The 22,372-nt window shown below is 41.2% G+C and carries 22 protein-coding genes and 1 tRNA gene; 4 read left to right on the plus strand and 19 right to left on the minus strand.

Annotated elements, in window-relative coordinates; all coding sequences use genetic code 11:
* Window positions 1-13: 13 nt before the first annotated feature.
* From F9K23_13605 to F9K23_13675, 15 genes are all read right to left on the minus strand, one after another.
* Window positions 14-1,192: an efflux RND transporter periplasmic adaptor subunit gene (locus F9K23_13605; GenBank protein KAB2914458.1), complete on the minus strand. Its 1,179-nt coding sequence runs from the start codon at window positions 1,190-1,192 to the stop codon at window positions 14-16.
* Window positions 1,167-2,426 (minus strand): TolC family protein, encoded by a 1,260-nt coding sequence (locus tag F9K23_13610; GenBank protein KAB2914459.1) that lies wholly within the window; start codon window positions 2,424-2,426, stop codon window positions 1,167-1,169. Before F9K23_13610 ends, F9K23_13605 begins: the two co-directional genes overlap by 26 nt.
* Window positions 2,413-4,332 (minus strand): efflux RND transporter permease subunit, encoded by a 1,920-nt coding sequence (locus F9K23_13615; protein KAB2914460.1) that lies wholly within the window; start codon window positions 4,330-4,332, stop codon window positions 2,413-2,415. Before F9K23_13615 ends, F9K23_13610 begins: the two co-directional genes overlap by 14 nt.
* Window positions 4,332-5,606, minus strand: a complete 1,275-nt coding sequence (locus F9K23_13620) for an efflux RND transporter permease subunit (GenBank protein ID KAB2914461.1) — start codon at window positions 5,604-5,606, stop codon at window positions 4,332-4,334. The genes F9K23_13615 and F9K23_13620 overlap by 1 nt, the downstream gene beginning before the upstream one ends.
* Before the next feature lie 21 nt (window positions 5,607-5,627).
* Window positions 5,628-6,134: a hypothetical protein gene (locus F9K23_13625; GenBank protein KAB2914462.1), complete on the minus strand. Its 507-nt coding sequence runs from the start codon at window positions 6,132-6,134 to the stop codon at window positions 5,628-5,630.
* A gap of 44 nt (window positions 6,135-6,178) precedes the next feature.
* Complete coding sequence (locus tag F9K23_13630; GenBank protein ID KAB2914463.1) at window positions 6,179-6,757, minus strand: DUF3347 domain-containing protein; 579 nt, start codon at window positions 6,755-6,757, stop codon at window positions 6,179-6,181.
* A gap of 11 nt (window positions 6,758-6,768) precedes the next feature.
* Entirely contained in the window at window positions 6,769-7,329 is a 561-nt protein-coding gene (locus F9K23_13635; GenBank protein KAB2914464.1) for a hypothetical protein, read from the minus strand.
* Window positions 7,330-7,369: 40 nt separating this feature from the next.
* A complete protein-coding gene (locus tag F9K23_13640) occupies window positions 7,370-8,491 on the minus strand; it encodes a hypothetical protein (GenBank protein KAB2914465.1) in 1,122 nt (373 codons plus the stop codon).
* Window positions 8,492-8,503: 12 nt separating this feature from the next.
* Window positions 8,504-8,890 (minus strand): hypothetical protein, encoded by a 387-nt coding sequence (locus tag F9K23_13645; GenBank protein ID KAB2914466.1) that lies wholly within the window; start codon window positions 8,888-8,890, stop codon window positions 8,504-8,506.
* A 27-nt stretch (window positions 8,891-8,917) separates the two neighbouring features.
* The gene (locus F9K23_13650; protein KAB2914467.1) at window positions 8,918-9,709 is read right to left on the minus strand and encodes a T9SS type A sorting domain-containing protein; all 792 of its coding nucleotides are present in this window, start codon (window positions 9,707-9,709) and stop codon (window positions 8,918-8,920) included.
* A gap of 1 nt (window position 9,710) precedes the next feature.
* The gene (locus tag F9K23_13655; GenBank protein ID KAB2914468.1) at window positions 9,711-11,417 is read right to left on the minus strand and encodes a multicopper oxidase domain-containing protein; all 1,707 of its coding nucleotides are present in this window, start codon (window positions 11,415-11,417) and stop codon (window positions 9,711-9,713) included.
* A gap of 758 nt (window positions 11,418-12,175) precedes the next feature.
* Window positions 12,176-12,247, minus strand: a tRNA-Arg gene (locus F9K23_13660).
* A gap of 79 nt (window positions 12,248-12,326) precedes the next feature.
* The gene (locus F9K23_13665) at window positions 12,327-13,058 is read right to left on the minus strand and encodes a hypothetical protein (GenBank protein KAB2914469.1); all 732 of its coding nucleotides are present in this window, start codon (window positions 13,056-13,058) and stop codon (window positions 12,327-12,329) included.
* 52 nt (window positions 13,059-13,110) lie between these two features.
* Complete coding sequence (locus F9K23_13670; GenBank protein ID KAB2914470.1) at window positions 13,111-13,461, minus strand: heavy-metal-associated domain-containing protein; 351 nt, start codon at window positions 13,459-13,461, stop codon at window positions 13,111-13,113.
* A 90-nt stretch (window positions 13,462-13,551) separates the two neighbouring features.
* Window positions 13,552-13,860 (minus strand): helix-turn-helix transcriptional regulator, encoded by a 309-nt coding sequence (locus tag F9K23_13675; protein ID KAB2914471.1) that lies wholly within the window; start codon window positions 13,858-13,860, stop codon window positions 13,552-13,554.
* A gap of 109 nt (window positions 13,861-13,969) precedes the next feature.
* On the opposite strand from F9K23_13675, the gene F9K23_13680 reads away from it, so the two are divergent.
* Window positions 13,970-14,914, plus strand: coding sequence for an NADP-dependent oxidoreductase (locus tag F9K23_13680; GenBank protein KAB2914472.1), 945 nt, complete (start codon window positions 13,970-13,972; stop codon window positions 14,912-14,914).
* A gap of 119 nt (window positions 14,915-15,033) precedes the next feature.
* Window positions 15,034-15,576 (plus strand): hypothetical protein, encoded by a 543-nt coding sequence (locus tag F9K23_13685; protein KAB2914473.1) that lies wholly within the window; start codon window positions 15,034-15,036, stop codon window positions 15,574-15,576.
* Window positions 15,577-15,592: 16 nt separating this feature from the next.
* Here F9K23_13685 and F9K23_13690 read toward each other — a convergent pair whose 3' ends face one another.
* Window positions 15,593-16,015: a hypothetical protein gene (locus F9K23_13690; GenBank protein ID KAB2914474.1), complete on the minus strand. Its 423-nt coding sequence runs from the start codon at window positions 16,013-16,015 to the stop codon at window positions 15,593-15,595.
* Between the two features lie 23 nt (window positions 16,016-16,038).
* Complete coding sequence (metG, locus tag F9K23_13695) at window positions 16,039-18,126, minus strand: methionine--tRNA ligase (protein ID KAB2914475.1); 2,088 nt, start codon at window positions 18,124-18,126, stop codon at window positions 16,039-16,041.
* A 147-nt stretch (window positions 18,127-18,273) separates the two neighbouring features.
* Here metG and F9K23_13700 point away from each other — a divergent pair, with 147 nt between their 5' ends.
* Both F9K23_13700 and F9K23_13705 read left to right on the plus strand, forming a co-directional pair.
* Window positions 18,274-18,921, plus strand: a complete 648-nt coding sequence (locus F9K23_13700; protein ID KAB2914476.1) for an alpha/beta hydrolase — start codon at window positions 18,274-18,276, stop codon at window positions 18,919-18,921.
* 62 nt (window positions 18,922-18,983) lie between these two features.
* Complete coding sequence (locus F9K23_13705; GenBank protein ID KAB2914477.1) at window positions 18,984-21,224, plus strand: carbohydrate binding family 9 domain-containing protein; 2,241 nt, start codon at window positions 18,984-18,986, stop codon at window positions 21,222-21,224.
* An 88-nt stretch (window positions 21,225-21,312) separates the two neighbouring features.
* Here F9K23_13705 and F9K23_13710 read toward each other — a convergent pair whose 3' ends face one another.
* Both F9K23_13710 and F9K23_13715 read right to left on the minus strand, forming a co-directional pair.
* Entirely contained in the window at window positions 21,313-21,690 is a 378-nt protein-coding gene (locus F9K23_13710; protein ID KAB2914478.1) for a hypothetical protein, read from the minus strand.
* On the minus strand, window positions 21,671-22,168 hold the full coding sequence (locus F9K23_13715; protein KAB2914479.1) for a DUF4065 domain-containing protein: 498 nt from the start codon (window positions 22,166-22,168) through the stop codon (window positions 21,671-21,673). The genes F9K23_13710 and F9K23_13715 overlap by 20 nt, the downstream gene beginning before the upstream one ends.
* Between the last annotated feature and the right edge of the window lie 204 nt (window positions 22,169-22,372).

Consider the following 22,372-nt stretch of genomic DNA (forward strand, 5'->3'; position numbering starts at 1 on the left):
AATCATATTATATTTATTTAAGGAGCGTTTCACTATCAATTATATAACCGGCCTGTTCTGCAATTTCATCCGTGCCTGTAATACCGCCCAGCACTACTATCTTATTATTAACTTTTCCTCCTGGTTTGATTTCCCTTGCACTGAAAATATTGTTTTTGCCTGAATTCCCTGTTTTTATCCAAACTATTTTACGCTGGCCTAAATCAATTACTGAAGATGCCGGGATAGTCATCAGCGGTTTTCCCTGTATATTTATTTCTGCTTCAATTATTGAATTAAGCCGCAGCACATTATCTGCGTTATCAACATACAAACGAATACGGGTAAATTTTTGTCCTTTATCAAAAAACGGCTCCACAAAATCTGCCTTAGCCTTAATTTGCTTATTGCCAATTCCTTTCAATATAGCAGCATCGCCCTGTTTTACAGTGCTTAATTCTTCAACACTGCCCATCATTATTCCCCAAACTTTTTGCAAGTCATTTATAGTAAATAATACCTGGTCTTTATTAATATACATTCCCTCTCTCAACCGGTTATTTACTGCTACCCGGTCATCCTGGTTAGTTGATGGCATATTGCCCATACCTCCCGCTACGGGGCTGGTTGGAGACATTTTGTTTAACCTTTCATTGGTTTCATCAGCAGGCAATATATAGCCGCTTTGGGGTGCATAAACAGATAATGTATGCGGTACTTTTCCGCTTTTTTCAATTGCCGAAATCTGATTTTCTGTTAAGCCAAGCAGCAATAATTTTTCTTTTGCTTTAATAAGAAGTGAAGTTTCGTTTTGTTTTGCCAGGTAAAGATATTCTTCAAGGTATTTGCTGATTTCAGGACTGTATAATTCCAGCAGCTGTTGCCCTTTATTTACCCACTGGTAAATATATTTTACATGTATCTTTTCAATTCGTCCGCCAATACGTGAGATAATTTTATTTGTCCGTCGTTCATCAGGCACAATATAACCGTTTATATTTTTGGTTGTATTTATTGAATCAATGATTGGGCGTACTGTACGTTGTGAAGAAACCACGGCTTTGCCCGGCAGCTCATTTACAGCAGAAGGCATAACCGGGTTTTGATGCGCAGAATGGTTTTCCTTTTTGTTATTACAGGCAATACAAGCCAAAATAACAAAAAGGAAAATAATAATTATGAAATCCCTATTTCCGCTCTGTTTCATATTCATATTCTGCTTGTAGTTTTAATACCTGAGCCCATACGTCCTGTTTTTCCATTTTTTTCATCAAGAGCATTTCCCATGCATCCAGCAGCACAAAAAAGTCTCCTTTGTTTTGCCGGTATGCAAGCAGGTTGGCATCCATATTTTTTTCAAACGAAGGGATGATATTGTCCTGGTAATTAGTGAGCTGCCGCACTGTGTATTGCAACATGGCCAGCTTTTCGGCCTGCATCCGTTGTGCCATCAGTTGCATACTCTCCACTTCTTTTTGCATGGATTTGATTTCATACTGTGCTGATGCAATGCCTGATTTATACATTTTTGACGACCACGGCGCAATAGGTATAGTTATCATACCCATAATGCTAAATTGGTTTTCCATACCAAACATTTGCATGTGCTGCACCTGCACCCCAAAATCGGGCTTGGAGAAGCTGGCCATATATTTTTGTTCGTTTCGCATAGTCTCTATAAGGCCAGTCATAGCTTTAATATCACTTCTTGAAAATGTATCCTGAACCGCCTTATAGTCTTTAAGCACAAGAGCCGTATCTATAGAAAATGTGGTATTAATATCCCGGTTCAAAAGCGTGTTTATAACAATATTGCTTTCAGTTATAATCCCTTCCTGCATCAGCCGCATGTTTTTCAGTTCTTCCATCTTCGCCCTTGCTTTATAAATAGTGGTAAGCTCAGTCTGGTTATATGTGTAGCGGTCTTCGGCAGTTACTATGAGCAGCGAAAGCAGTTGCTCGCTTTCGTTTAATATTTTCAGCTTGCTTGCTGCTATTTGACGCTGGTAATAATATAGTTTGGCAGCCGTGCGTAGCTCGTTTTTTGTCCATTCAGCCCTCTGTTGCTCCACCGCTCCCAACGATTGATAATATTCTTTTTTCGCATTTCTTTTTTGCGGGTTAGTTATCATCTGCTCCAGTGTAAACATTAACCCGGACTGGTTCATAGGGCCTTCCTCGTTCAGCATCATTAAATTGTATGGAAAACGACTAATGCCTGCTGAAAATGTTGGCGGCATAAGGGCGGTTGCCCCTTCGGCTTTTGAAGCATAAGCCTGTATCCTGTTTTCGTATTTCAGCACATCGGGATAGGTAGTTTCTACGCGGATGATTAATGAATCTAATGTTAATAAACCGGTATCCTGTGCATGCAACCCTGTGATTGGGCAAGCCCCAATTATTGAAAATATGAGTATTAATATTTTTGCCATATTATTCTTTAACATTTAGTATGACCAACTTTCCATGTTTTCTCAATTCACGCTCTTTTACCAATTGGTAGATGACCGGCAGAACAATAAGCACAAACAGAGTCGACGATATTAAGCCGAATACAAAAGGTATAGTAATCGGCCTCATCACATCACTGCCCACCCCTGTGGATATTAATATAGGGAGCAATCCTATCATATCTGCCATTACTGTCATCAGTTTTGGCCTTACACGCATTACAGCACCAGAGAAAACTGCTTCCCTGAGCTCATCTTTTGTGAGCGCGGTTGATTTTTTATCTTCAGTTTTATTTCGGATAGCTTCGTTCATATACACCAGCATAAGCACACCGGTTTCCACAGCTATGCCGAACAAGGCAATAAACCCTACTGCAACTGCGATTGAAAAATTAACGTTAAAAAAATAAAGTGAATATACCCCGCCAATAAGGGCAAAAGGAATACTGGTGAGCACTATGAGCATTTCTTTTGCAGATCGGAAAGTGAAGTAAAGAACAAAAGCTATAATTAATAGTGTTATGGGAATAATTATTTTAAGCCGGTTTTCAGCCCGCACTTTATTTTCATACTGCCCGCTCCAGGTGATATAATATCCGCTGGGGAGTTTTTTAAAATGCGCATCAATTTTTTCTTTGGCATCTTTTACTACGCTACCCAAATCTCTTCCGCGTACATTAAAAAGCACGGTGCCCCTTAGCATGGCATTTTCAGAATTTATCATAGGCGGCCCCTCGCTAATATTTATATCTGCAACGGCTGAAAGCGGAATTACGCCATACTCAGGGGTTTTCAGCGGGATGCGCTTTAATTCTTCAATATCGTTTCTGAAATCCTGTGCAAAACGCAACGACACGCTGAAACGGCGACGGCCTTCTACGGTATTTGTAAGCGGCATTCCGCCCAATGCCGTTTCAATAATCATCTGCACCTCGTCAATACTAAGGTTGTATCGGGCTATTTTTTCGCGGCTTATTTCAATATCCAGGTATTTGCCGCCGGTAAGCTGTTCTACATATAAATCCGCAAGGCCCTCAATCCCCTTTAGTGCCTTTTCAACCTGTAACGAAATATTGTATATCGTATCGAGGTTCTGGCCATAAATTTTTATTCCTACGTCAGTACGCACCCCGGTAGAAAGCATATTAATTCTGTTAATAATGGGCTGCGTCCACCCGTTGGTCACTCCGGGTATCTGCACTTTTTCATTCATTTCGGCAATCAGCTTTTCTTTGGTCATTCCGGCCCGCCATTCCGATTTAGGTTTCAGCAGTATAATTGTTTCAATCATACTTAACGGAGCATTGTCTGTTGCTGTATAGGCCCTCCCGGCTTTTCCCAGCACGTTTTCCACTTCCGGTATCGATTTAAGTACCCTGTCCTGTACCTGTAAAATACGGGTTATCTCGGTGTTGGATGCATCGGGCAGCGTTACGGGCATAAACAATATTGATCCTTCATCCAGCGGGGGCATAAATTCAGACCCCAGGCTCATCACAAAAGGAATGCTGCCCAGCATTATTATGGCTGTAATAGTTAGCACAGTTTTTTTCCAGCGCAGGCAAAGGCGGAGCACCGGGCTATATAACCGGATAAAAAAATTGGATACCGGATTTCGGCTTTCGGGCACCAAGCGCCCTTTTAATAGGGTGCGAAGCAGCATAGGGACAACAAAAAGGGCCACTATTGCCGAGCCTATCATAGTAAAGGTTTTGGTGAGAACCAGCGGTGAGAATAGTTTTTTTTCCTGCCCGGTAAGAAAAAGAATGGGTGCAAAGGAAATGAGGGTGACCAGTATGGAGAAAAAAACAGCCCTCCCAACCATACGTGATGAACGCTCAATAATTTTGAGGCGTTCTTCTTCAGGTAATTCGCGTGTGTGTCCTATTCTTGCTTTCCTCATTATTCATCTGTTTTTACAACCGCTCTTACAAGGTCTTTGTAGGCGTTTTCTGTCATTACAATTCCGGCATCTACCAAATCACCAATAGCTAATGCAACACCCCCTAACGACATTATGTTAAGTGTTATCCCGAATATTTTAACCAATGCAAAACCTATTAATACTGAGAGAGGGATGGTGATAATAACCACCATTGCACTGCGTACGTGAAAAAGAAAAATCAGAACCACTATAGAAACGATAATAATCTCTTCCCAAAGGGCTTCCTGTAGTGTTGCAATTGCAGCTTCTATCAGGTTACTGCGGTCGTATGCTATTTTTATTTTAACACCGGGAGGGAGGCCTTTTTCAACCTCGCCCAGGTGCTCTTTCACCCTGTCAATAACATCTTTTGCATTTTCTCCATAGCGCATTACAACAACTCCACCGGCTACGTCACCCTCTCCATTCTCGTCTGCAATACCCAGCCTCAAATCACTGCTCATTTGCACAGTGGCAATATCTTTCAGTTTCAGCGGTATGGATTTATAAGTCCCGATTCCAATTTCTTCTATGTCTCGTATATCTTTAATATACCCTAAGCCACGCAGCATGTAGCCCGTGTTGTTCATCTCAAAAATGCTTCCCCCGGCATCCCGGTTATTGGCTTTTAGTGCATTTGAAACATCCATAACTGAAATACCGTAATACACCAGTTTGTGCGGGTTGAGGCTTACCTGGTATTGCTTTTGGAAACCTCCAAAGGAGGCTACTTCACTCACTCCTTCCACATTCTGAAGGGCAAATTTTACATACCAATCTTGTACGGCCCTTAATTCTCCTGCATCATAGCCATCGCCCTGCAATGTGTACCAGAAAACATGGCCCACACCAGTACCGTCAGGGCCAAGTGAAGGGGTAACCCCTTGCGGTAAAAAACGCTGGGCATAATTCAACCGTTCTAATACACGGGTACGCGCCCAGTATATTTCAGCATCGTCATTAAACACCAGGAATATGAAACTCATGCCAAACATAGAGGCTGCACGAACGGCCTTAATTTGGGGAATGCCCTGTAAATTGGAGACCAGCGGAAAAGTTACCTGGTCTTCCATAATCTGTGGGTTGCGACCCATCCATTCGGTAAAAATGATAACTTGGTTTTCCGATAAATCAGGGATGGCATCAACAGGTGTATTTATCATTGCGTAAATACCGCCTGCGGCAATTAAAACAATGCCTGCCCACACAAAAAAGCGGTTGTGCATTGACCATGATATTATTTTTTCAATCATTTGTCGTGTTATGTAGTTATATTACCTATGTGGCGTAAATTCTGCATCGGGTGTTGCCAGTGTTTTTTTGGCATCGGTAAGCATACTGTTGAGACACCACCTGCCATACCAATCTGCTGCCAAAAAAGAAAGTATGCGGTAAAAAAAATCTTTTGGTTTTTCATAGCTGATGGATAATTCAGCTTGTGTCACTTGATTGGTTTGTGATACATCCAGGTGCATCCTGAACCACGAATAAATAATGAGTTTTGTTTCGCCAATGGTTTCCCAGGTTTTTTCTTTGCCCTGAATCCATTTGGTAACCTCAACAGTAAAATCCATTTTCATTCCCGTCATTTTCCCGGTCCAGCGATATTTTGTTCCTAAACCGGTATGGTTTTGTGTAAGGAAACTCAAATCGAACTTACTGCCCATCATCATACCTGATGATTGGGTCATGTGCATTCCTGTTACGCCTAAATCGTCAATAACCCGGAATACCCTTTCAGGCGGGGCAGTGTAATTCATTATTTTTTTTATAGTTTTCATTCACAAGCGACAAAAAGTTATTTAACCGCAAGGGGAGAGGGGCATCATCGTTTTATTATTTCTTTAGTCTCACCGCAATTAAGCATCTCGTCACCAAAATAAGGGTTGCTTATTTCTTCCTTCTCGCTCAGCCAGTAACCTCCCTTATCGGCGTTTGCCATCGGGCAGTAATCATAGTACAGTGTTTTTTCACCGCCAAAGGCTTTGGCAAGGGCATACACCCCATTGGTAAGTCCCCCAAGGTGTTCGCGCTGGTGTTTTATGTCGCCTGTTTCAGCAATATGTTGTGCGTTTTCTTTTATTATTCCGGTTTGGGTATCAAAAATAGTTTTTTGTTCAGCCGTAAGTTTTGATACGTCCACGGCATTAATAGTACTCAAAATACCTTGCGCCCCTGCTTTTGCCTCATTTTGGTCAGCAGCAACCAATCCGTTTTTTAGATGAAAATAATGCTGAAAAACCGCATTTATTTGTTCAGCTACGGTGTTGTCAACATTTTTGAAGGTTGTAGAACTCACGGCAGGAGTATCAGTACTTTCATTTTGGTTGCTTTTTTTATTGCCACAGGCAACGGCTAATAGTATTGTAGCAACGGTAATGCTAACGATTATTATTTTATTCATATTATTAATTTTTAAGGGTTATGATTTTCTAAATAATTTCCTTTTGGGCCAATTCCAAACTTGTGAACAAGTTCAGCACCGTGATGCCCAGTAATACTTATGGTGACGGCAGAAGCCAAAAGCAGCAGGGTTGTAATTATTTCCATGCCTTTTTTCTTTCTATACAAGGAAAAAATCTTTAACAGCGCAGCACCACCGGCAAGCCAAATTGTGATAGTGGCATATAGTTCGTGTTTTTTAAGTAAATCGGATGCTACAGGACTTAGGGCAACTGTATGAGGATGAAAATTATAAGATGCCAAAAATCCACCTGCTGTTCCGCAAACTGTGAGAAACACTATTATAACGTGAAGTTCTTTTTGTTTTTTACGAAGTGAAAAAAACTGCAGAAGGGATGCGGCAATAAGTAATGCAATTGGAAAATGAACAATTAACGGGTGTAATGTTGGAAACTCATTTATACCTACGGGTAATGTTACCGATGAAGTATCACTATGGGAATGCCCGTTGTGTGCTTTAACCAATTCTACGCTTAATAGAAAAAGTATAAGCAGTATTATTGATTTATTCATTTTATAATTCATCTTGCAAGCTCCTTTTCCTTTTATCCAATTAATTAGGGTCGACCCTGAATATTTCGCTACTGTTTGCGTTTACAAACCACAGCTTGTTATCCGGCCCAAGTTTTATTCCCATAATCCCCGGTTTTCCAGTATTAATCCGTGCAAGTTCCTTTTTTGTAGCAATGTCGTAGCAGATAATATCGCCGGTTTCATAATCAGTCACAAACAAACGGTTTCCGTTTATTTCAATACCGCAAGGCTGTTTTAGGCCTTCGTTTATTACTATCTCACGATTTACACCTTCAATTTTCCAATGCTGGGCCAAAGGTTCATTTTTCAAAGGCAAATCGGCAGTTTTATTGCCTGTTGTAATATCCATCCGGAGTATTTGTTTATTTCCCCCGTCCACTATATACAGCCAGCGTTTATCCTTATCAAAGGCAAGGTGGCTGGGTACAGCTGGATTTCTTTTTACTACTACTTCAGTATAACGGTGTATGTTTCCATTAGAGTGGTCATCATTACCTGGGCCGTGGTCGCCGTTAAAATTATAGCGGCATATATATTTATTATAACCATCAAAAACCCAGTAAATATTATCCTTTTCATTTGCAATGCCCATTGCAAAAGGGCTTCCGTGCAGCATATCGAGGTGACTTCCGTTACCGCCTGATGGTTTTGCATAAATAGTAAGATTGCCCGACCAAAGGCTTGGTCCTGTATAAGTACCGCCGTTATGGTTAGCATCCAATACATTGGGGCTCGTGGCCCAGTTTCCATTATTGCTGAATGATATAGCAGACGGCAGTGACATAAAATGCCATGCATTACCATCCTGTCTGTAATCATATTGCTGGCCGGGTGTTCCGGGTTGGGTTATCATTACTGTACTGCCTCCAATAGCTTCAATTCCTTTATTTATAATCCAAAGTTCATTTTGGCGGGTAGGATTAAAATCAAGGTCTTGTGGGCTACTGATTTTTGAACTATTGTTTGCAATCAGTGTATAAACAGGGGATGTTTCCCCATATTTATCTACAGTATTTTCACTGAAAAATTCAGGCACTGTGTTCACTTTCGCCGGTTCGGGAGTTGTATTACGTTCTTTTTTACATGCTCCAACAATAAGCAGCGCAAAAACTATCAGTGGAATTATTTTTTTATTTTTCATACACTATTAAAATTATTTACAACTTTTTTTTGAGCCCTGCATTATCCATTTGGCAATCAAATCAATGTATTCTTGTTTCATTCTGCCTGACGGTGGCATGCTATTTTGTGAAACAGTATCTGTGATCATTTGATAAAGAGGGCTTCTTTCAAGCATACCCGGAATAGCAAACAACCTTACATCGTCATACGTTTCTAAAATGATTTCTTCTGTTGCGCTATCTTTTGAGTGGCAAGGCATACAGTTTTGATCTATAATAGCTTTTATATGCTCGTCATAACAAACAGAATCACTAACCGACACTTGTGGTTTATTTTGGGTATCGTTGTTTTTTTTGCATGCACCTAAATAAACAACAAATCCAATAATGACAATAGGAATACGGGCTTTCACATTCATGCGCAGGGTTTACTATATTCTAATGAATTATTCAGCAATGGAAATTTTTTGTGATGACGAAAATGTCTCACCTTCTATTTTCAATAAATAATTTCCTGCTTTCAGATTCAGGGTATTGATGGTAAAGAGGTTTTCTCCGGCAGCCAAAGCCTGGCTGTTACTCTCATATACATTTCTGCCTGTTAAATCATATATCTTAAAAGTAATATTGTCTTTTTTGTTTAGTGTGAACGATATATTCAGCTTGCCTGCTACCGCCGGATTTGGGAATACATTGAAAGAAATAATATCATTGTTTACTTTATCAATACCGGTTGTTATGCCCATTGCTTTTTTAACAGCATTATGTATTTGGGAAGTATCGCCCATGGCAAAGCCAATACCTGTATAATATACTTTGTGCTGGGAGCCACCAACCACAATTATAGTAGGCATACCAAAACCGCCGTAATAGGCTACTTCGCTTGCGCCGTTTGTAAATGCAACAGATTTGATATTGTTACTGGTTTTCCAGCTTTGCATAGTGGGGCAGGTATATGTATTGTTAAAGCCTATGGCATACGAACGAACTTTTCCCGGATGTGATATTTTGTATGCATCCACCATGGGTTCCATTGCGTGATTGGCGGTAATGCAGGACTGGCAGCTTGGCAACATTGCATATTCAAGAATTACAACGTTGCCACTGTCTAATTCCGAAAAAAGAGTATGGCTTATGCCATCACAATCGGTTTTAGTAAAATTCATGGCGGTATCTTTTTGGGCTTGTGTGGTAATTACTCCAAGAATAGCCACAGTGGTGAGTAGTAGTTTTTTCATTTTATTTAATAATTATTTTTTTAATTGTTATTTGATTATCTGTAGAGATTTTTAAAAAATAAATGCCGGGTGCAAATGTTGAAATATCCACCTGCTTTTGATTACCGCTTTCATAATCAGTGAGCGCCTTTACACCGGTAACTGTAAATAAATCAATGTGTATTTTATCCGTACTGCCGGTAATTGTAATGAACCCTGAGGCAGGATTGGGGTAAATGCTGAAATTATCCGCATCCATTTCATAAATACCCGTGCCTGTTTCAGGCATTACCAAAAACTGCCCCATCATTCCATCGTCTTCATGGTGCAATACATGACAGTGGTACATATAAGGTATTGATGCATGAGCAAAATCTTCAAACTTGGTAATGATACTCACGCTTTGGTTGGGTTGTATCAAAACCACATCTTTTTTACCGGCCTGGTCAGGAGTTGGCGGGTTGCCGTTTACACTCAACACATAAAACTGGATATCGTGGATATGAAACGGGTGGGCTACCCCGGTTTGGTTAACCAGTCTCCATACTTCTACATTGTTCAGTTTGGTTCTGATATTAATGGAATCCATATTAAAAACTTTTCCATTAATGGTAAACGGGCCCTCTATCATATCTAACATGCCCATTTCTTTCGGTGCAAACACAATATCACGTTTGGCATCTACGACGTTTGAATCGGGCTTATTGAAATTTACAAGTTGGGCAGGGATAGTAGTTACAGGATTTACGGTTGGGGCTGTTACATTAATCTGCAGGACATTTGTGTCGGTTCCGTTCAAAAAGTTGTTTTCGTAGTCGGGCAGGGTTACCATCCCATTATTTATTTTTTTAGCCCCATGAATTCCATTTGGCAATTCAGAAGCATAATTTTTTAAATACATGTTTTGGCCCTGCATACTGCTTAAATCAACCAATATCTCAGCCCTCTCGCCGGGGGATAATCTCAACCTTGTTGTTTGATATGGTTGTTGCAATAAACCACCGTCGCTTGCTATCATGTGAAACAGCATATTGTTTGAAAAGCCGAACTGATAGCTGCGGCTCGAACTGCCGTTGAGCAAGCGGAAGCGAACAACCTGGGCAGGAGCATTTACAAAAGGATTTAAGGTTCCGTTCACCATCAAAACAGTATCCATTTCAGTTGAAATAGCGATCTGTTTTAGCTCATCAAATGCTTTGGTTTGAATGACAAGCGGAATATCGTCTACTCCATAAGTGCGGGGCAAAGTAAGTTTTGCCTCAATGCTGTCTTTAATGATGATTAATCCGGCAATCCCTTTTGAAACGTGTAAATCTGTCCGTTCGGCCCCGTGTGGATGATACCAATAGGTACCCGCATCATTCATTACTTTAAATCTGGGGCTCCAGCTTGCATTGGGCTGTATAACCTGGTGCGGACCACCGTCATCCTCAGCAGGAACGTGTAAACCATGCCAATGAATAGTAGTAAATGTGTTAAGGGTATTAGTAACATTAAGTGTAACCTCATCACCCTGATTTAAAATTAAAGTAGGGGCAAGCAATGCGCCGTTGATGCCATAAGTGGGCGTACTATAGCCTGCAAAAAATGTTTTTGTACCCGGTTGTATAGTAAGCTGAAAGTTAGTTCCGCTTAGGGTAGGCGGAATAAATAAGGCATTTTGGGCATTAGCCATTATAGCCGTACCAAATAGTATAAAAGCTATATTAAATCTTATAATGCGAAGCATATTAAAGCGTAATAAATAAGAGAAAATGAATATTTTGGGGAATGGACGCGTGCCATTATGACACTAAACAATTGTGGGTTAACACAATAGAAATGATACATCAGACAATTGCCGGATGTATTAAATAAGAATCAGGTGGATTATACCCTTAGAATGCAGTTTTTCAGCAATAATCCATTGCCGGACTTTTTTGGAGGCGAATGGTAATTAACTACTGCTGAATAAACGGTTGTGCTGAGCTTGAAATCGATAGATAGAAAATAGGTTATGATAAGAAGTACAGGATTGTATTGTTGCCCGTTTATACCTATAGGAGTTTTGTGCTCGCTTTTTATCTTTGCTTCAACAAACCGGTTTTTGCAACACCCCCCTGCCATTTTTTTATTGCAGGAGCAACCATCGTCAGATGCAAACACAGACAGATTTACAGAAGCTAACTTTTGACCACAGTAATGCAACTGAAACGCACAACCGCATACAAGGATTGTGTAGAATAATAGAAGCCCTATGGAAAATAGCTTTTTCACCTGAACAAAGCTACAGAAAATATGATTGTAAAAAAATATGATTGTGGTCATGTTTGGGTTAAACAAAACCATACCAGATTCGGACTCTAATAATCCTTGTAAAGTGTGTATTTCAGCGCCTTACAAAAAATCAAAGTAGTACAGGCTATGAACTATAAACAATAAAGTCCTTGCACCGCAAGGACTTTATTGTTTATCAAATTCTTAATTCTGTCACGGAGTGACAGTTTGTAGCCTCGACAGGAATCGAACCTGTATCAAAAGTTTAGGAAACTTCTATTCTATCCATTGAACTACGAGGCCAAAGGGCTGCAAAAATACAAAAACAAAACAAATCGCGCAATGCTTTTGAAATTGTTGCAAAACACTTATTAGTAAATAGTTATGGCGTATTCAGGTATTCGGTAGTGGTGTATATTTTATTTACGTACACATTTTTGTTCGCGTCAATAACAAACTCACACAGCCCAATGTGGCTTTTATTGGCAGGGTTCCAATCGTAAGTATAGCCCAGCTGTGTCCAAGGATATTGATTGTACAAACCGCAGGTATAATAGCGGTCGATACGGGTTTGGTTCACCCACTTAATGTAATCCGTATCTAACGAGTCTTTTGCTGTGAAGCACAGGTTACACATTGTATCAGTGATTTCTTTATCAGGACAAGGACGGAACAGGTCTTGCGGACGTACCCAAAACTCAACAAAAACGGTATATTTACCAGTGGGAGGAAGTCCTAACAGTTGCTTAATTCTTAGCGCAGTATCCTTAGGATGTTCTTTCTTGAAACGTTGTTTTAATTCGGGAGAGGCAGTAACCCATACCTGCCATTTACTGGTGTTGTAGAGTCCTGAATCGGGGTAGAAGCCTGCCGAAGATTTCCAGCTCACCATCAGTACGTAATCTTCGCCGTTAATGGTTTTCCAAGTTAGATTAGGATTGCTTTTAGTAATGGCAATCAAATTACTGTCGGGCGTTTCAGCAGGAGGGTACATCGAGGTTGTAACTGCTTTTTCGTACCATTTTGCCAAGTTGGCAGGGTTGTTAGTTTGCGTTGTTTTGCATGCCCCTACAACAATGAGGAGGAGTGCAAGAGCATAAAAACTCTTTTTCATCAGATATAGTAGTTAGTTGGTTAGTCAATGCAAAATAATAGGGGAGACGATGCTACTTCTTGCAGCATCCGTCAAGCTCTTCGTAGGCTTTGGGATTGGCGGGCACATTATCCGCATCGTAGCCGAGATTAGATATAGCTGTGCGTATTTTGTCAGGTGATGTTTTCTTGCTGTTATACACCACCGTAATGGTCATTAGCTCAACATTAAGAGCCATATCCTTTACCCCTTTTTCTTCCATTAGCAAATCCAGCTTGCCTTTGCAGCTTTCACACTGCTTGCAATGGCTGCAGTAAATATTGGTTTTTACCACAAGGGTATCGGTGTTTTGCGGAGCGGCCATAGTTACTTTAGCAGCTAAAACAAAAAGTACAACGGCACAAAAACTGATAAAATGTTTCATTAGTCAAATATAATTAGCAGAACAATAAAACGCAGCATTGTGTCCTCAAAACATATTTGTTTATCACGGACATAAGTAATTTTGAAACGATTAAAAATTCTGTTCGCCAAACTCAACAATGCTGTCCAATAGAGGCAGTGCTTTTATGCCTTTCTCAGTCAATCGGTATTCCACTCGCGGTGGAATTTCAGGAAACGCCTTTTTGCTCACAATTCCTACACTAACCAACTCTTTTAGCTCTTGTATCAGCATTTTTTCACTAATTCCCGGTATCAAGCGTTTTAACTCGCCGTAGCGTTTATATTCTTCGCGTATCTGGCGGATAATCATCACCTTCCATTTACTGCCTACCAAATTCATGGCCTTTCTTATCCCGCAATCGTCATCCACGTATTTCATAAAATTTTTTTCTGTTAATACTCAGTGAACTTTACTTTTTAGTAAGTACCCTACTAAAAGGTAAGTACTTGACAAAAGTAAAGTATCGGGACAGTTTTGCATAAAAATTATGAAAGCACTATTAATTAACTATTACACTGACCAACTGCAATTAAGCGAAACCGAACTACCCGAAACCACCAATGATGAAGTATTGGTGAGGGTGTATGCAGCATCTGTAAATCACATTGACTATTTGAAAGCCGAAGGGGTTTTGCAACAGTTTTACCCGCTGAACTTTCCGTGGATACCGGGACGTGATTTTGCGGGAGTGGTGGTGGGTATTGGAAAAGCTGTAACTCTTTTCAAAGTGGGAGATGCTGTATATGGCGACAATGTGCTCGGTGGCGCCTATGCCGAGTTTGTTACAGTAAACCAAAATGCGCTGGCAGTGAAACCCGAAACAGTGAGTTTTGAGGAAGCAGCATCAATACCGGTATCGGCAGAAACAGCCTATCAGGCGTTGTTTGAGCATGCAAAAATCACCGAAAGCCAAACGGTGCTGATTGCCGGTGCAGCAGGAAGCGTGGGCGGTTTTGCTATTCAGCTGGCCAAGCTGCATGGGGCAAAGGTGATTGCTTTTGCAGATGAAAAATACAACAATTACCTAACCTCTTTAGGTGCTGATAGCGTAGTTAACACACTGGCTGATGGCACTATTAACGGGGTTGATGTAGCCATAGACCTTATTGGCGGCGAAATTCAACATCAGTTATACAAAATGCTGAAAAAAGATGGGGTATTAATTGCCACCAATTTGCCACCGCAGGAAGATGTGGCTAAATCATACGGAGTGAGGGCGTTTATGATGCACCAAAAACCTACCCGCGAGGGCTTAACCCATATTGCGAGGCTTATTGACGAAGGTAAATTAACTACAGCGATTGCAACTGTCTATCCTCTTGAAAAAGGGGTGGAAGCATGGGAACGGTTGAAAGAAAATTACAACCATAGTTTATCGGCACCCAGCGGAAAAACAAACGGAAAAATAGTTTTGAGTATATCCGAGCTGTGATTATTTATGCCACTAAGGCGCTAAGAAACTAAAATGATAATTGGAGACTTAGTGCCTTGGTGGTGGCTTTAGTTTAGTTATGGTTATATTTGTTATTAACGAATACAATAACGACACGAATGAAAATAGGTAGGCGGTTTAATGAGTTAACAGTAGAAGAATACTGCTACTTTATTGAACATTATAAGAAGTACGATGATTTTAATACGTTGGGCTTGTACCGTTCGATTATTGAAAACGATAAGCTGGAGTTGGCAGATAAAATATATGTGAGGGATGTTGCCAATAAAACATTTGAAAAGACGTTCAATTTTTTACAGCTAAAAGACCCTAAAACCTATTTTGATTTAACTACCCTCGGGCAAGAACTTACAGAAGGAGATGAAAGGAAAGCTTGGGATGACATAAGAAAAAACCAAGAAAAAATTCTTGCGGATAAACGAATAAAGCACCGGAATTTCGGGGTTTACTCAAAACACGACTGCGGCTTTTATAACTGCCCTTGTCCCGGTGTAATGATTAAGAGGGGTTCTAGGTTAGAAGAGGACATAATGATATTTGACAGCGACATTAATAAATACGGTAGAAAAGCGAAATCAAAAAGGGTTAAAAAAGACCGTAAAAGGGTGGGGGAGATAATTAGAGAGGAATTGGAAGTGTAATTCGAATAAGTTCAATTTACTGTGTAAATAATGCTTGAAGATCCTTTACCTGTTGACGGAAGATATTACTGAAATCATCATTTGTAGTGAATTTTTCCTCCTTGATACCAATCCGAATATCAGTATGCAGTTGTAGAAATAAGATGGTATAGAATCGTCTTTCATCAATAGAGATAGTTTTATGTTCCAGCATTACTTCAACACATTCCTTAAAACTGATTAAAATAGAGACAATGTGTGATGCGGTTTTTGTGTCAAAACTATAGTTATTAATCCTGTAAGCCTCATTAGCTTCAGACGCTTTTATATCTATTAGTTGTAAAATCAAGCTCTCCAAGTGAAAAGCCGTTGATTTTCTCAAAGTTAACCTTGAATAGAGTAGCGATATTGCAGCAACAATCAAGGATAAAAGCGCGATTGTTAAATTAATAGTATCCATTTTTGGCGTTTTTTTAATCTAACCTAAGCCACCCCGCTACCATTGCCCACAGCTTCTACAGGGGCAACGAATTTGAGTTTACCGTCGGCGTCTTCGGCCATTAGTATCATCCCTTGCGAGTCGATACCTTTTAGCTTGCGGGGGGCAAGGTTCACCAAAATACTTACTTGGCGGCCTACCACCTGCTCAGGCTCGTAGCAATGCGCAATGCCCGATACCACGGTGCGTACATCAATACCCGTATCAATGGTAAGCTTCATCAGCTTATCGGTTTTAGGCACACGTTCAGCCTCCAACACCGTCCCAACGCGAATGTCCATTTTAGCAAAATCGTCGTACACGATTTCGGGTTTGGCAGGTTTCACAGCAGGTGCAGGTGTTGCAGCAGCAGCGGCCGCTTTGCTGGTTTCCAGTTTGTTTAGCTGTGCCTGTATATCGGCATCCTCAACGTTTTTAAACAAGTGTTCGGGGGTGTTCAACGCATGGCCTGTGCGCATGGTTGCCGCCACATTGTAGCTGCGTGCTTCGTGTTCAACGTTCAGTTGTTGTTTTATTCGGCGCGATGCAACGGGCAGCAAAGGCTCTGCTGCCACAGCAATTTGAAGGCATACATCCAAACAATTTTTAATTACATACGCTGTTTGGTCGGCATCCTGTTTTATCAGTTTCCATGGCTCAGTTTCGGCCATGTATTTGTTTCCGGCGCGGGCTATATTTATCAATTCGGTCTGTGCCTCACGAAACTCAAAGTTTTGCAAGTGTTGCTCCAATGCTTCAAACGCCCGTTGGGTTTCTTGGGCAAGCACTTTGCTATCCAGCACCAGTTTGGGGTTTTCTATCTCAATTTGGGCATCGGTTTTAGCAGAGGCAGGCACTTTGCCGTCAAAATTTTTGTGAGTAAGCACCAATGCGCGGTTCACAAAATTGCCCAATATGGCCACTAACTCACTGTTTACCTTCAGTTGGTAATCTTTCCAAGTAAAATCAGCGTCTTTGGTTTCGGGGGCTATGCTGGTAAGGGTATAGCGCAATTCATCCGTGCGGTTGGGGAAATCTTGTAAGTATTCGTTCAGCCATATTGCCCAGTTGCGGCTGGTAGAGATTTTCTGGCCTTCAAGGTTCAAAAATTCATTGGCAGGCACTTGGGTCGGCAGTATGTATCCCCCATGTTCAATCAACATCATCGGGAAAATCAACGTGTGAAACACAATGTTATCCTTGCCTATAAAATGTACCAAGGCAGTTTCATCGTCTTTCCACCATTTTTCCCATGCTTGGGCATCGCCTTTTTTCTTAAAATATTCTTTGGTGGCACTAATGTAACCTATGGGGGCATCAAACCATACGTACAGCACTTTGCCGTCGGCGCCTTCAATGGGAACATTCACGCCCCAGTCAAGGTCGCGGGTCATGGCGCGGGCGTGCAAGCCTTGCGTCAACCACGAGTTAAACTGACCTTTTACGTTACTGCGCCATCCATCAATACGTTTCTTGTATTCAATAAATTCGGGCTTTTCGGCCAGTTCGCCCAAATCCAAAAACCAATTTTTAGATTTACGCAACTCAGGTTTACTGCCCGAAAGGGTAGAGCGCACATCTTTCAAATCCTTTGGGTCAAGGCTGGTACCGCAGTTTTCGCATTGGTCGCCATAGGCATTGGGGTTGCTGCACACGGGGCAGGTACCCATAATGTAACGGTCGGCCAAAAACTGATTGGCTTCCACGTCAAAATATTGCTCGGTTTCAATTTCTTTAAACGAGCCTTTTTCGTACAAATTCCTGAAAAAATCCTGCGAGGTTTTGTGGTGTATAGGTGCCGAAGTGCGCGAGTAGGTATCAAAGCTAATTCCAAACTGCTCAAACGAGTTTTTGATAATGCCGTTGTACTTATCTACCACCTCTTGCGGGGTAATGCCCTCTTTGCGGGCTTTTATTGTAATGGCCACACCGTGCTCATCGCTGCCGCACACAAACAATACGTCTTCGCCTTTGGCACGCAGGTAGCGCACGTAAATATCAGCAGGTAAATAACAACCGGCAAGGTGGCCTATATGCACGGGCCCGTTGGCATAAGGCAGGGCCGCGGTTACTAAAGTACGTTTTGTGGTCATGGTGGTGCAAAAGTACGGCGGTTTTGCCTATATTTTAAGTAGGGATTGAAAAGTGTTACGGCTCTGTGACTTGAATTTGTTTTGAGCTTACCGAAAGGCATTTTTAACCAGCCGAAATAGTATTTTGCAACGCAGCAAAAGATAACTATGCAACAAGTGTATCTCCTTCCCGGTCTCGGCAACGATGAAAGAGTATTTAAATACCTTGATTTTACGGGGATTAAAGTGGTGCATTTGCCGTGGCTGATGCCACTGCCTGCCGAACGTATTGAAGAATATGCAGGTCGCATGGCGGCAGCAATCACTCACCCGAAGCCAATTATTATCGGGCTTAGTTTTGGGGGCATGATGGCAGTAGAAATTGCCAAACACATTGCGGTAGAAAAAATCATCCTGATATCCTCTGCAAAAGGGAAGGCTGAAATCCCTTTTTATTTGCGGTGGATGGGTAAAACAGGGCTGCAACACGTGTTGCCTACCACTTGGTTTTTGCGGGCAAACGCCGTTACTTACTGGTGTTTTAGCTTAAAAGAAAAAGAACACAAGCAACTGTTGCAAGACGTATTTAATGCTACCAACCACCAACTGTACCGCTGGAGCGGTAATGCCATACTGACTTGGGCAAATACTCAAAAGGCAGCACCGATAGTTCATATTCACGGTACTGACGACAGAATTTTACCCTACCGCTTTATACAACCCACTCATACCATACCCAACGGCGGACATTTTATGCTGATAACCCACGCCAAACAGGTTTCGGCACTGTTGAGGGAGATAATAAATGAAGGATAATACGAAGGTTAAAAGCCTTAAGCGTAGTTTTTTGACATAAGTAATGATACTTTTGCCCTGCTTTGCAGCCCCTGAGAATACTACTGATAATCTGCTTATTTTGTTTAGCTCTTATTGCACAAGGGCAAACTGATACTGCGCGCGCCTACCATATTCGCAAAAGCACCCAGCATATAAAAATTGACGGTAAACTTGACGACCCCGACTGGCAGCAAGCACAAAAAGAGGGTGGTTTTTGGCAACAATTTCCTTACGATACTTCGGCATCGGTTACCCGCACGGAGATAATGATGACGTACGATGCTCACCATATATATGTGGCGGCCATTTGTTACGATACTTTTGGGGGAAACTTTGTGGTTTCGTCGCTAAAGCGTGATTTTACCTACGCTACCAACGATGCTTTTATGGTATCGATAGACCCCTTTAATGATAAAATAAACGGATTTTGTTTTGGGGTAAACCCCTACGGTGCACAACTTGAGGGATTGCTGCAAAACGGCGGCAGCTTTGATATTACCACTAACTGGGATAATAAATGGTTCTCAGAAGTGAAACGTTACGAGGGTTATTGGGTAGCAGAGTTCAGGATACCTTTTAAAACCCTGCGCTACAAAGAGGGTATAACGCAATGGGGGGTCAACTTTTCTCGCAATAACTTAAAGATAAACGAAAACACCAGTTGGAGCCGTGTTCCCCGCAACTTTAACGTAACGTCGCTGGCCTATACAGGTAAGCTGTTGTGGGATGCACCACCACCCGCGGCAGGTCAGAATATTTCGTTGATACCCTACGCTATTACCCGTTATTCAGAAAACTTTAAAAACAATACCAAAGGACTGCTTACAGCAAACGCGGGCATGGATGCTAAAATAGCGGTAACCCCATCGCTAAACCTTGATTTGACTGTTAATCCCGACTTTTCGCAGGTAGATGTAGACAGGCAGGTAACCAACCTTTCGCGATTCAGCCTGTTTTTCCCTGAACAACGGCAGTTTTTTATCGAGAATTCCGATTTGTTTTCGCGCTTCGGTTTCAGTCAGATACGTCCGTTCTTTTCAAGAAGGATAGGACTTAAAAACGGTAGCAGTGTTACCATACCCATTATTGCAGGCGCACGCCTTAGCGGAAAGTTAAACAAAGACTGGCGCATGGGGTTGATGAATATACAAACCGGAGCGTATGATAAAGACGGGGTGAAAGCAAACGCTGAAAACTACACCGTGGCAGCAGTGCAACGGCAGGTATTTAGTCGTTCCAACCTTTCGGCTATTGTGGTGAACAAGCAAAATGTGCCCGGGCCCGATAGCGGAGCCACGGCGTATAACCGTGTGGTGGGTTTTGATTTTGACCTTGCCAGCAAAGACAATACCTGGATGGGTAAGTTCTTTTTTCATCACTCGTTTTCTCCCCATCAGCCGCAAAATGCCTATGCCCATGCTTCTTGGCTAAGTTACAATACTCCGCGTTGGTTTATTATGTGGAACCACGAGTACGTAGGCAATAATTACCGCGCCGATGTGGGTTTTGTACCCCGCCAAACGGTGTACGATGAAGCGACAGACAACCTTGTGCCGATGACATTTTGGCGAATTGAACCTGAAATTACCCACACTTTTTATCCGGAGAATAGCCGTATTTACAGAGTTTCACCGGGATTTTACGTGAGCGGCTATGCTGATTCATCCATTACAGTAAACGATATTTTGTACCGCCCTTATCTGGACATTCAGTTTATGGACCGCTCGTTTATCGGGTTTGGGTATAATGAAAATTTTACCCGGCTGTATTTCCCGATTGACATTACCGGAACAGGCAATACACCTTTACCCGCAGGCGGTTACACATACCGCAGTTTTGATGTGAATTACAGCTCAAACCCCCGCAAATTATTCAACTGGAAGGCCGAGTTTGCAATGGGTACATTTTTTAACGGGAAAAGTATCAGTTACAGTGCCTCTATTAACTACAGGGCACAGCCTTGGGGTAATTTCAGCCTGACGTATGAAGCCAATGAATTGGATTTACCCAAGCCCTACGGTTATACCCGCCTTACGCTGATAGGGCCGCGGGTGGAGCTTACGTTTAGCCGTAATTTGTTCTTTACCACGTTTGTGCAATACAATACCCAGATTGATAACGTGAACCTGAACACGCGCCTGCAATGGCGTTTTGCCCCCATGAGTGATTTGTTTATTGTGTACGGGGATAATTACGCGCCCATACCCCAACGCAGGATGCCCGACTTTAGAGTAAAAGACCGGGGCGTGGTGGTGAAACTGGTGTATTGGTTGGGAGTGTAATCAGCTGTCTATCAAAATTATAGTTGGCACAATGCAGTATTGAACACTAAATACTAGGATATTATAACACGTTGAGGATGATTTATTTTTAAATTGGATTTTCTTTAGATGGAAAAAGAAATTTTGCAATTACATATAAAAACCCACATACATTTATAGTTGTGGTGGTAATTAGCGCGACTAAAACGGTGTCTGACAATACCAAATTGCCTTTACCTGTCGCAATAACAATGACAAGAATAAAAAACAACCAAACGCATACTAAAGTGAATATAAGGTTTGCAAAATCTTTACGAGCCTCTAAATATTCTTTAAGAGCTGTGAGCTTGAGTTTACTCTCCTCATTTTTTAATCTTTTCGCCTCTAAGTCTAACTCTTGTTTTTCATCATCTAATGATGATAACTGAATTAGATCCCCTTGTTCACTAAAAAAAGAGATAACATTTTTATTTTCCGTCAGAGCCATCTTTTTTCTTAATGACTTTTTCTAAAAAGTAGGCTTTTATTTCCTCGTTTGGGATACGGTTGTTTTTCCCTTCAATATAATGTTTATCCCAAGGAGATCCCTTTATATGTGTCCAACCAGACAATACTGCTGCGTCAACATTTTTAGTTGCTTCCCAAGTAAGATCTAATATTTTTTCTATGTTATCTGGGAAAACATCTATGCCGAATATTTCATTGCCGTCTTGAACAAGTCCAAACTCAGCTTTTTTTGTTATCGGCATTGACCCCCAACGATTATAAAATCTGTAAATTTTTGGTAAAACAGGGCCATATTTCCAAGCCTCAAATTCTTCATTTACTATTGGAAATCCATGAAAAGCCAAACATAAGCCTTGCGCAAAGAAAACAACTTTTTGCACCTTCATTTGGGTAACATAATTTGAAGTGTCAATTCCTTTATTGACAAACCATGCTGATATAGCTTCAGAAGAATACATTTGTTTAAAAATTTAACAATGTTGCGCTGTCAAATATAACAGCAATATACAAAAAATAGTTTGTAATTGTTCTAAATAGTAGTGTGCAAAAACATATTTTGTGCAGCGGAAGTAATACAATTCGACTAATTTTTATTCTTTAGTCTTCGTTGGAGACACTTAGACAGTAATCTTCAACACTTTTCAAGCAGTAAAAGTCTCATA

The sequence above is a fragment of the Bacteroidota bacterium genome (assembly GCA_008933805.1).
Classification (GTDB): Bacteria; Bacteroidota; Bacteroidia; order UBA8524; family UBA8524; genus SB11.

What these genes read in the sequence shown, in the direction of transcription:
- F9K23_13605 (KAB2914458.1), bottom strand. Translation starts at nt 1,192, where the DNA reads ATGAATATGAAACAGAGCGGAAATAGGGATTTCATAATTATTATTTTC.
- F9K23_13610 (KAB2914459.1), bottom strand. Translation starts at nt 2,426, where the DNA reads ATGTTAAAGAATAATATGGCAAAAATATTAATACTCATATTTTCAATA.
- F9K23_13615 (KAB2914460.1), bottom strand. Translation starts at nt 4,332, where the DNA reads ATGAGGAAAGCAAGAATAGGACACACACGCGAATTACCTGAAGAAGAA.
- F9K23_13620 (KAB2914461.1), bottom strand. Translation starts at nt 5,606, where the DNA reads ATGATTGAAAAAATAATATCATGGTCAATGCACAACCGCTTTTTTGTG.
- F9K23_13625 (KAB2914462.1), bottom strand. Translation starts at nt 6,134, where the DNA reads ATGAAAACTATAAAAAAAATAATGAATTACACTGCCCCGCCTGAAAGG.
- F9K23_13630 (KAB2914463.1), bottom strand. Translation starts at nt 6,757, where the DNA reads ATGAATAAAATAATAATCGTTAGCATTACCGTTGCTACAATACTATTA.
- F9K23_13635 (KAB2914464.1), bottom strand. Translation starts at nt 7,329, where the DNA reads ATGAATAAATCAATAATACTGCTTATACTTTTTCTATTAAGCGTAGAA.
- F9K23_13640 (KAB2914465.1), bottom strand. Translation starts at nt 8,491, where the DNA reads ATGAAAAATAAAAAAATAATTCCACTGATAGTTTTTGCGCTGCTTATT.
- F9K23_13645 (KAB2914466.1), bottom strand. Translation starts at nt 8,890, where the DNA reads ATGAATGTGAAAGCCCGTATTCCTATTGTCATTATTGGATTTGTTGTT.
- F9K23_13650 (KAB2914467.1), bottom strand. Translation starts at nt 9,709, where the DNA reads ATGAAAAAACTACTACTCACCACTGTGGCTATTCTTGGAGTAATTACC.
- F9K23_13655 (KAB2914468.1), bottom strand. Translation starts at nt 11,417, where the DNA reads ATGCTTCGCATTATAAGATTTAATATAGCTTTTATACTATTTGGTACG.
- F9K23_13665 (KAB2914469.1), bottom strand. Translation starts at nt 13,058, where the DNA reads ATGAAAAAGAGTTTTTATGCTCTTGCACTCCTCCTCATTGTTGTAGGG.
- F9K23_13670 (KAB2914470.1), bottom strand. Translation starts at nt 13,461, where the DNA reads ATGAAACATTTTATCAGTTTTTGTGCCGTTGTACTTTTTGTTTTAGCT.
- F9K23_13675 (KAB2914471.1), bottom strand. Translation starts at nt 13,860, where the DNA reads ATGAAATACGTGGATGACGATTGCGGGATAAGAAAGGCCATGAATTTG.
- F9K23_13680 (KAB2914472.1), top strand. Translation starts at nt 13,970, where the DNA reads ATGAAAGCACTATTAATTAACTATTACACTGACCAACTGCAATTAAGC.
- F9K23_13685 (KAB2914473.1), top strand. Translation starts at nt 15,034, where the DNA reads ATGAAAATAGGTAGGCGGTTTAATGAGTTAACAGTAGAAGAATACTGC.
- F9K23_13690 (KAB2914474.1), bottom strand. Translation starts at nt 16,015, where the DNA reads ATGGATACTATTAATTTAACAATCGCGCTTTTATCCTTGATTGTTGCT.
- metG (KAB2914475.1), bottom strand. Translation starts at nt 18,126, where the DNA reads ATGACCACAAAACGTACTTTAGTAACCGCGGCCCTGCCTTATGCCAAC.
- F9K23_13700 (KAB2914476.1), top strand. Translation starts at nt 18,274, where the DNA reads ATGCAACAAGTGTATCTCCTTCCCGGTCTCGGCAACGATGAAAGAGTA.
- F9K23_13710 (KAB2914478.1), bottom strand. Translation starts at nt 21,690, where the DNA reads ATGGCTCTGACGGAAAATAAAAATGTTATCTCTTTTTTTAGTGAACAA.
- F9K23_13715 (KAB2914479.1), bottom strand. Translation starts at nt 22,168, where the DNA reads ATGTATTCTTCTGAAGCTATATCAGCATGGTTTGTCAATAAAGGAATT.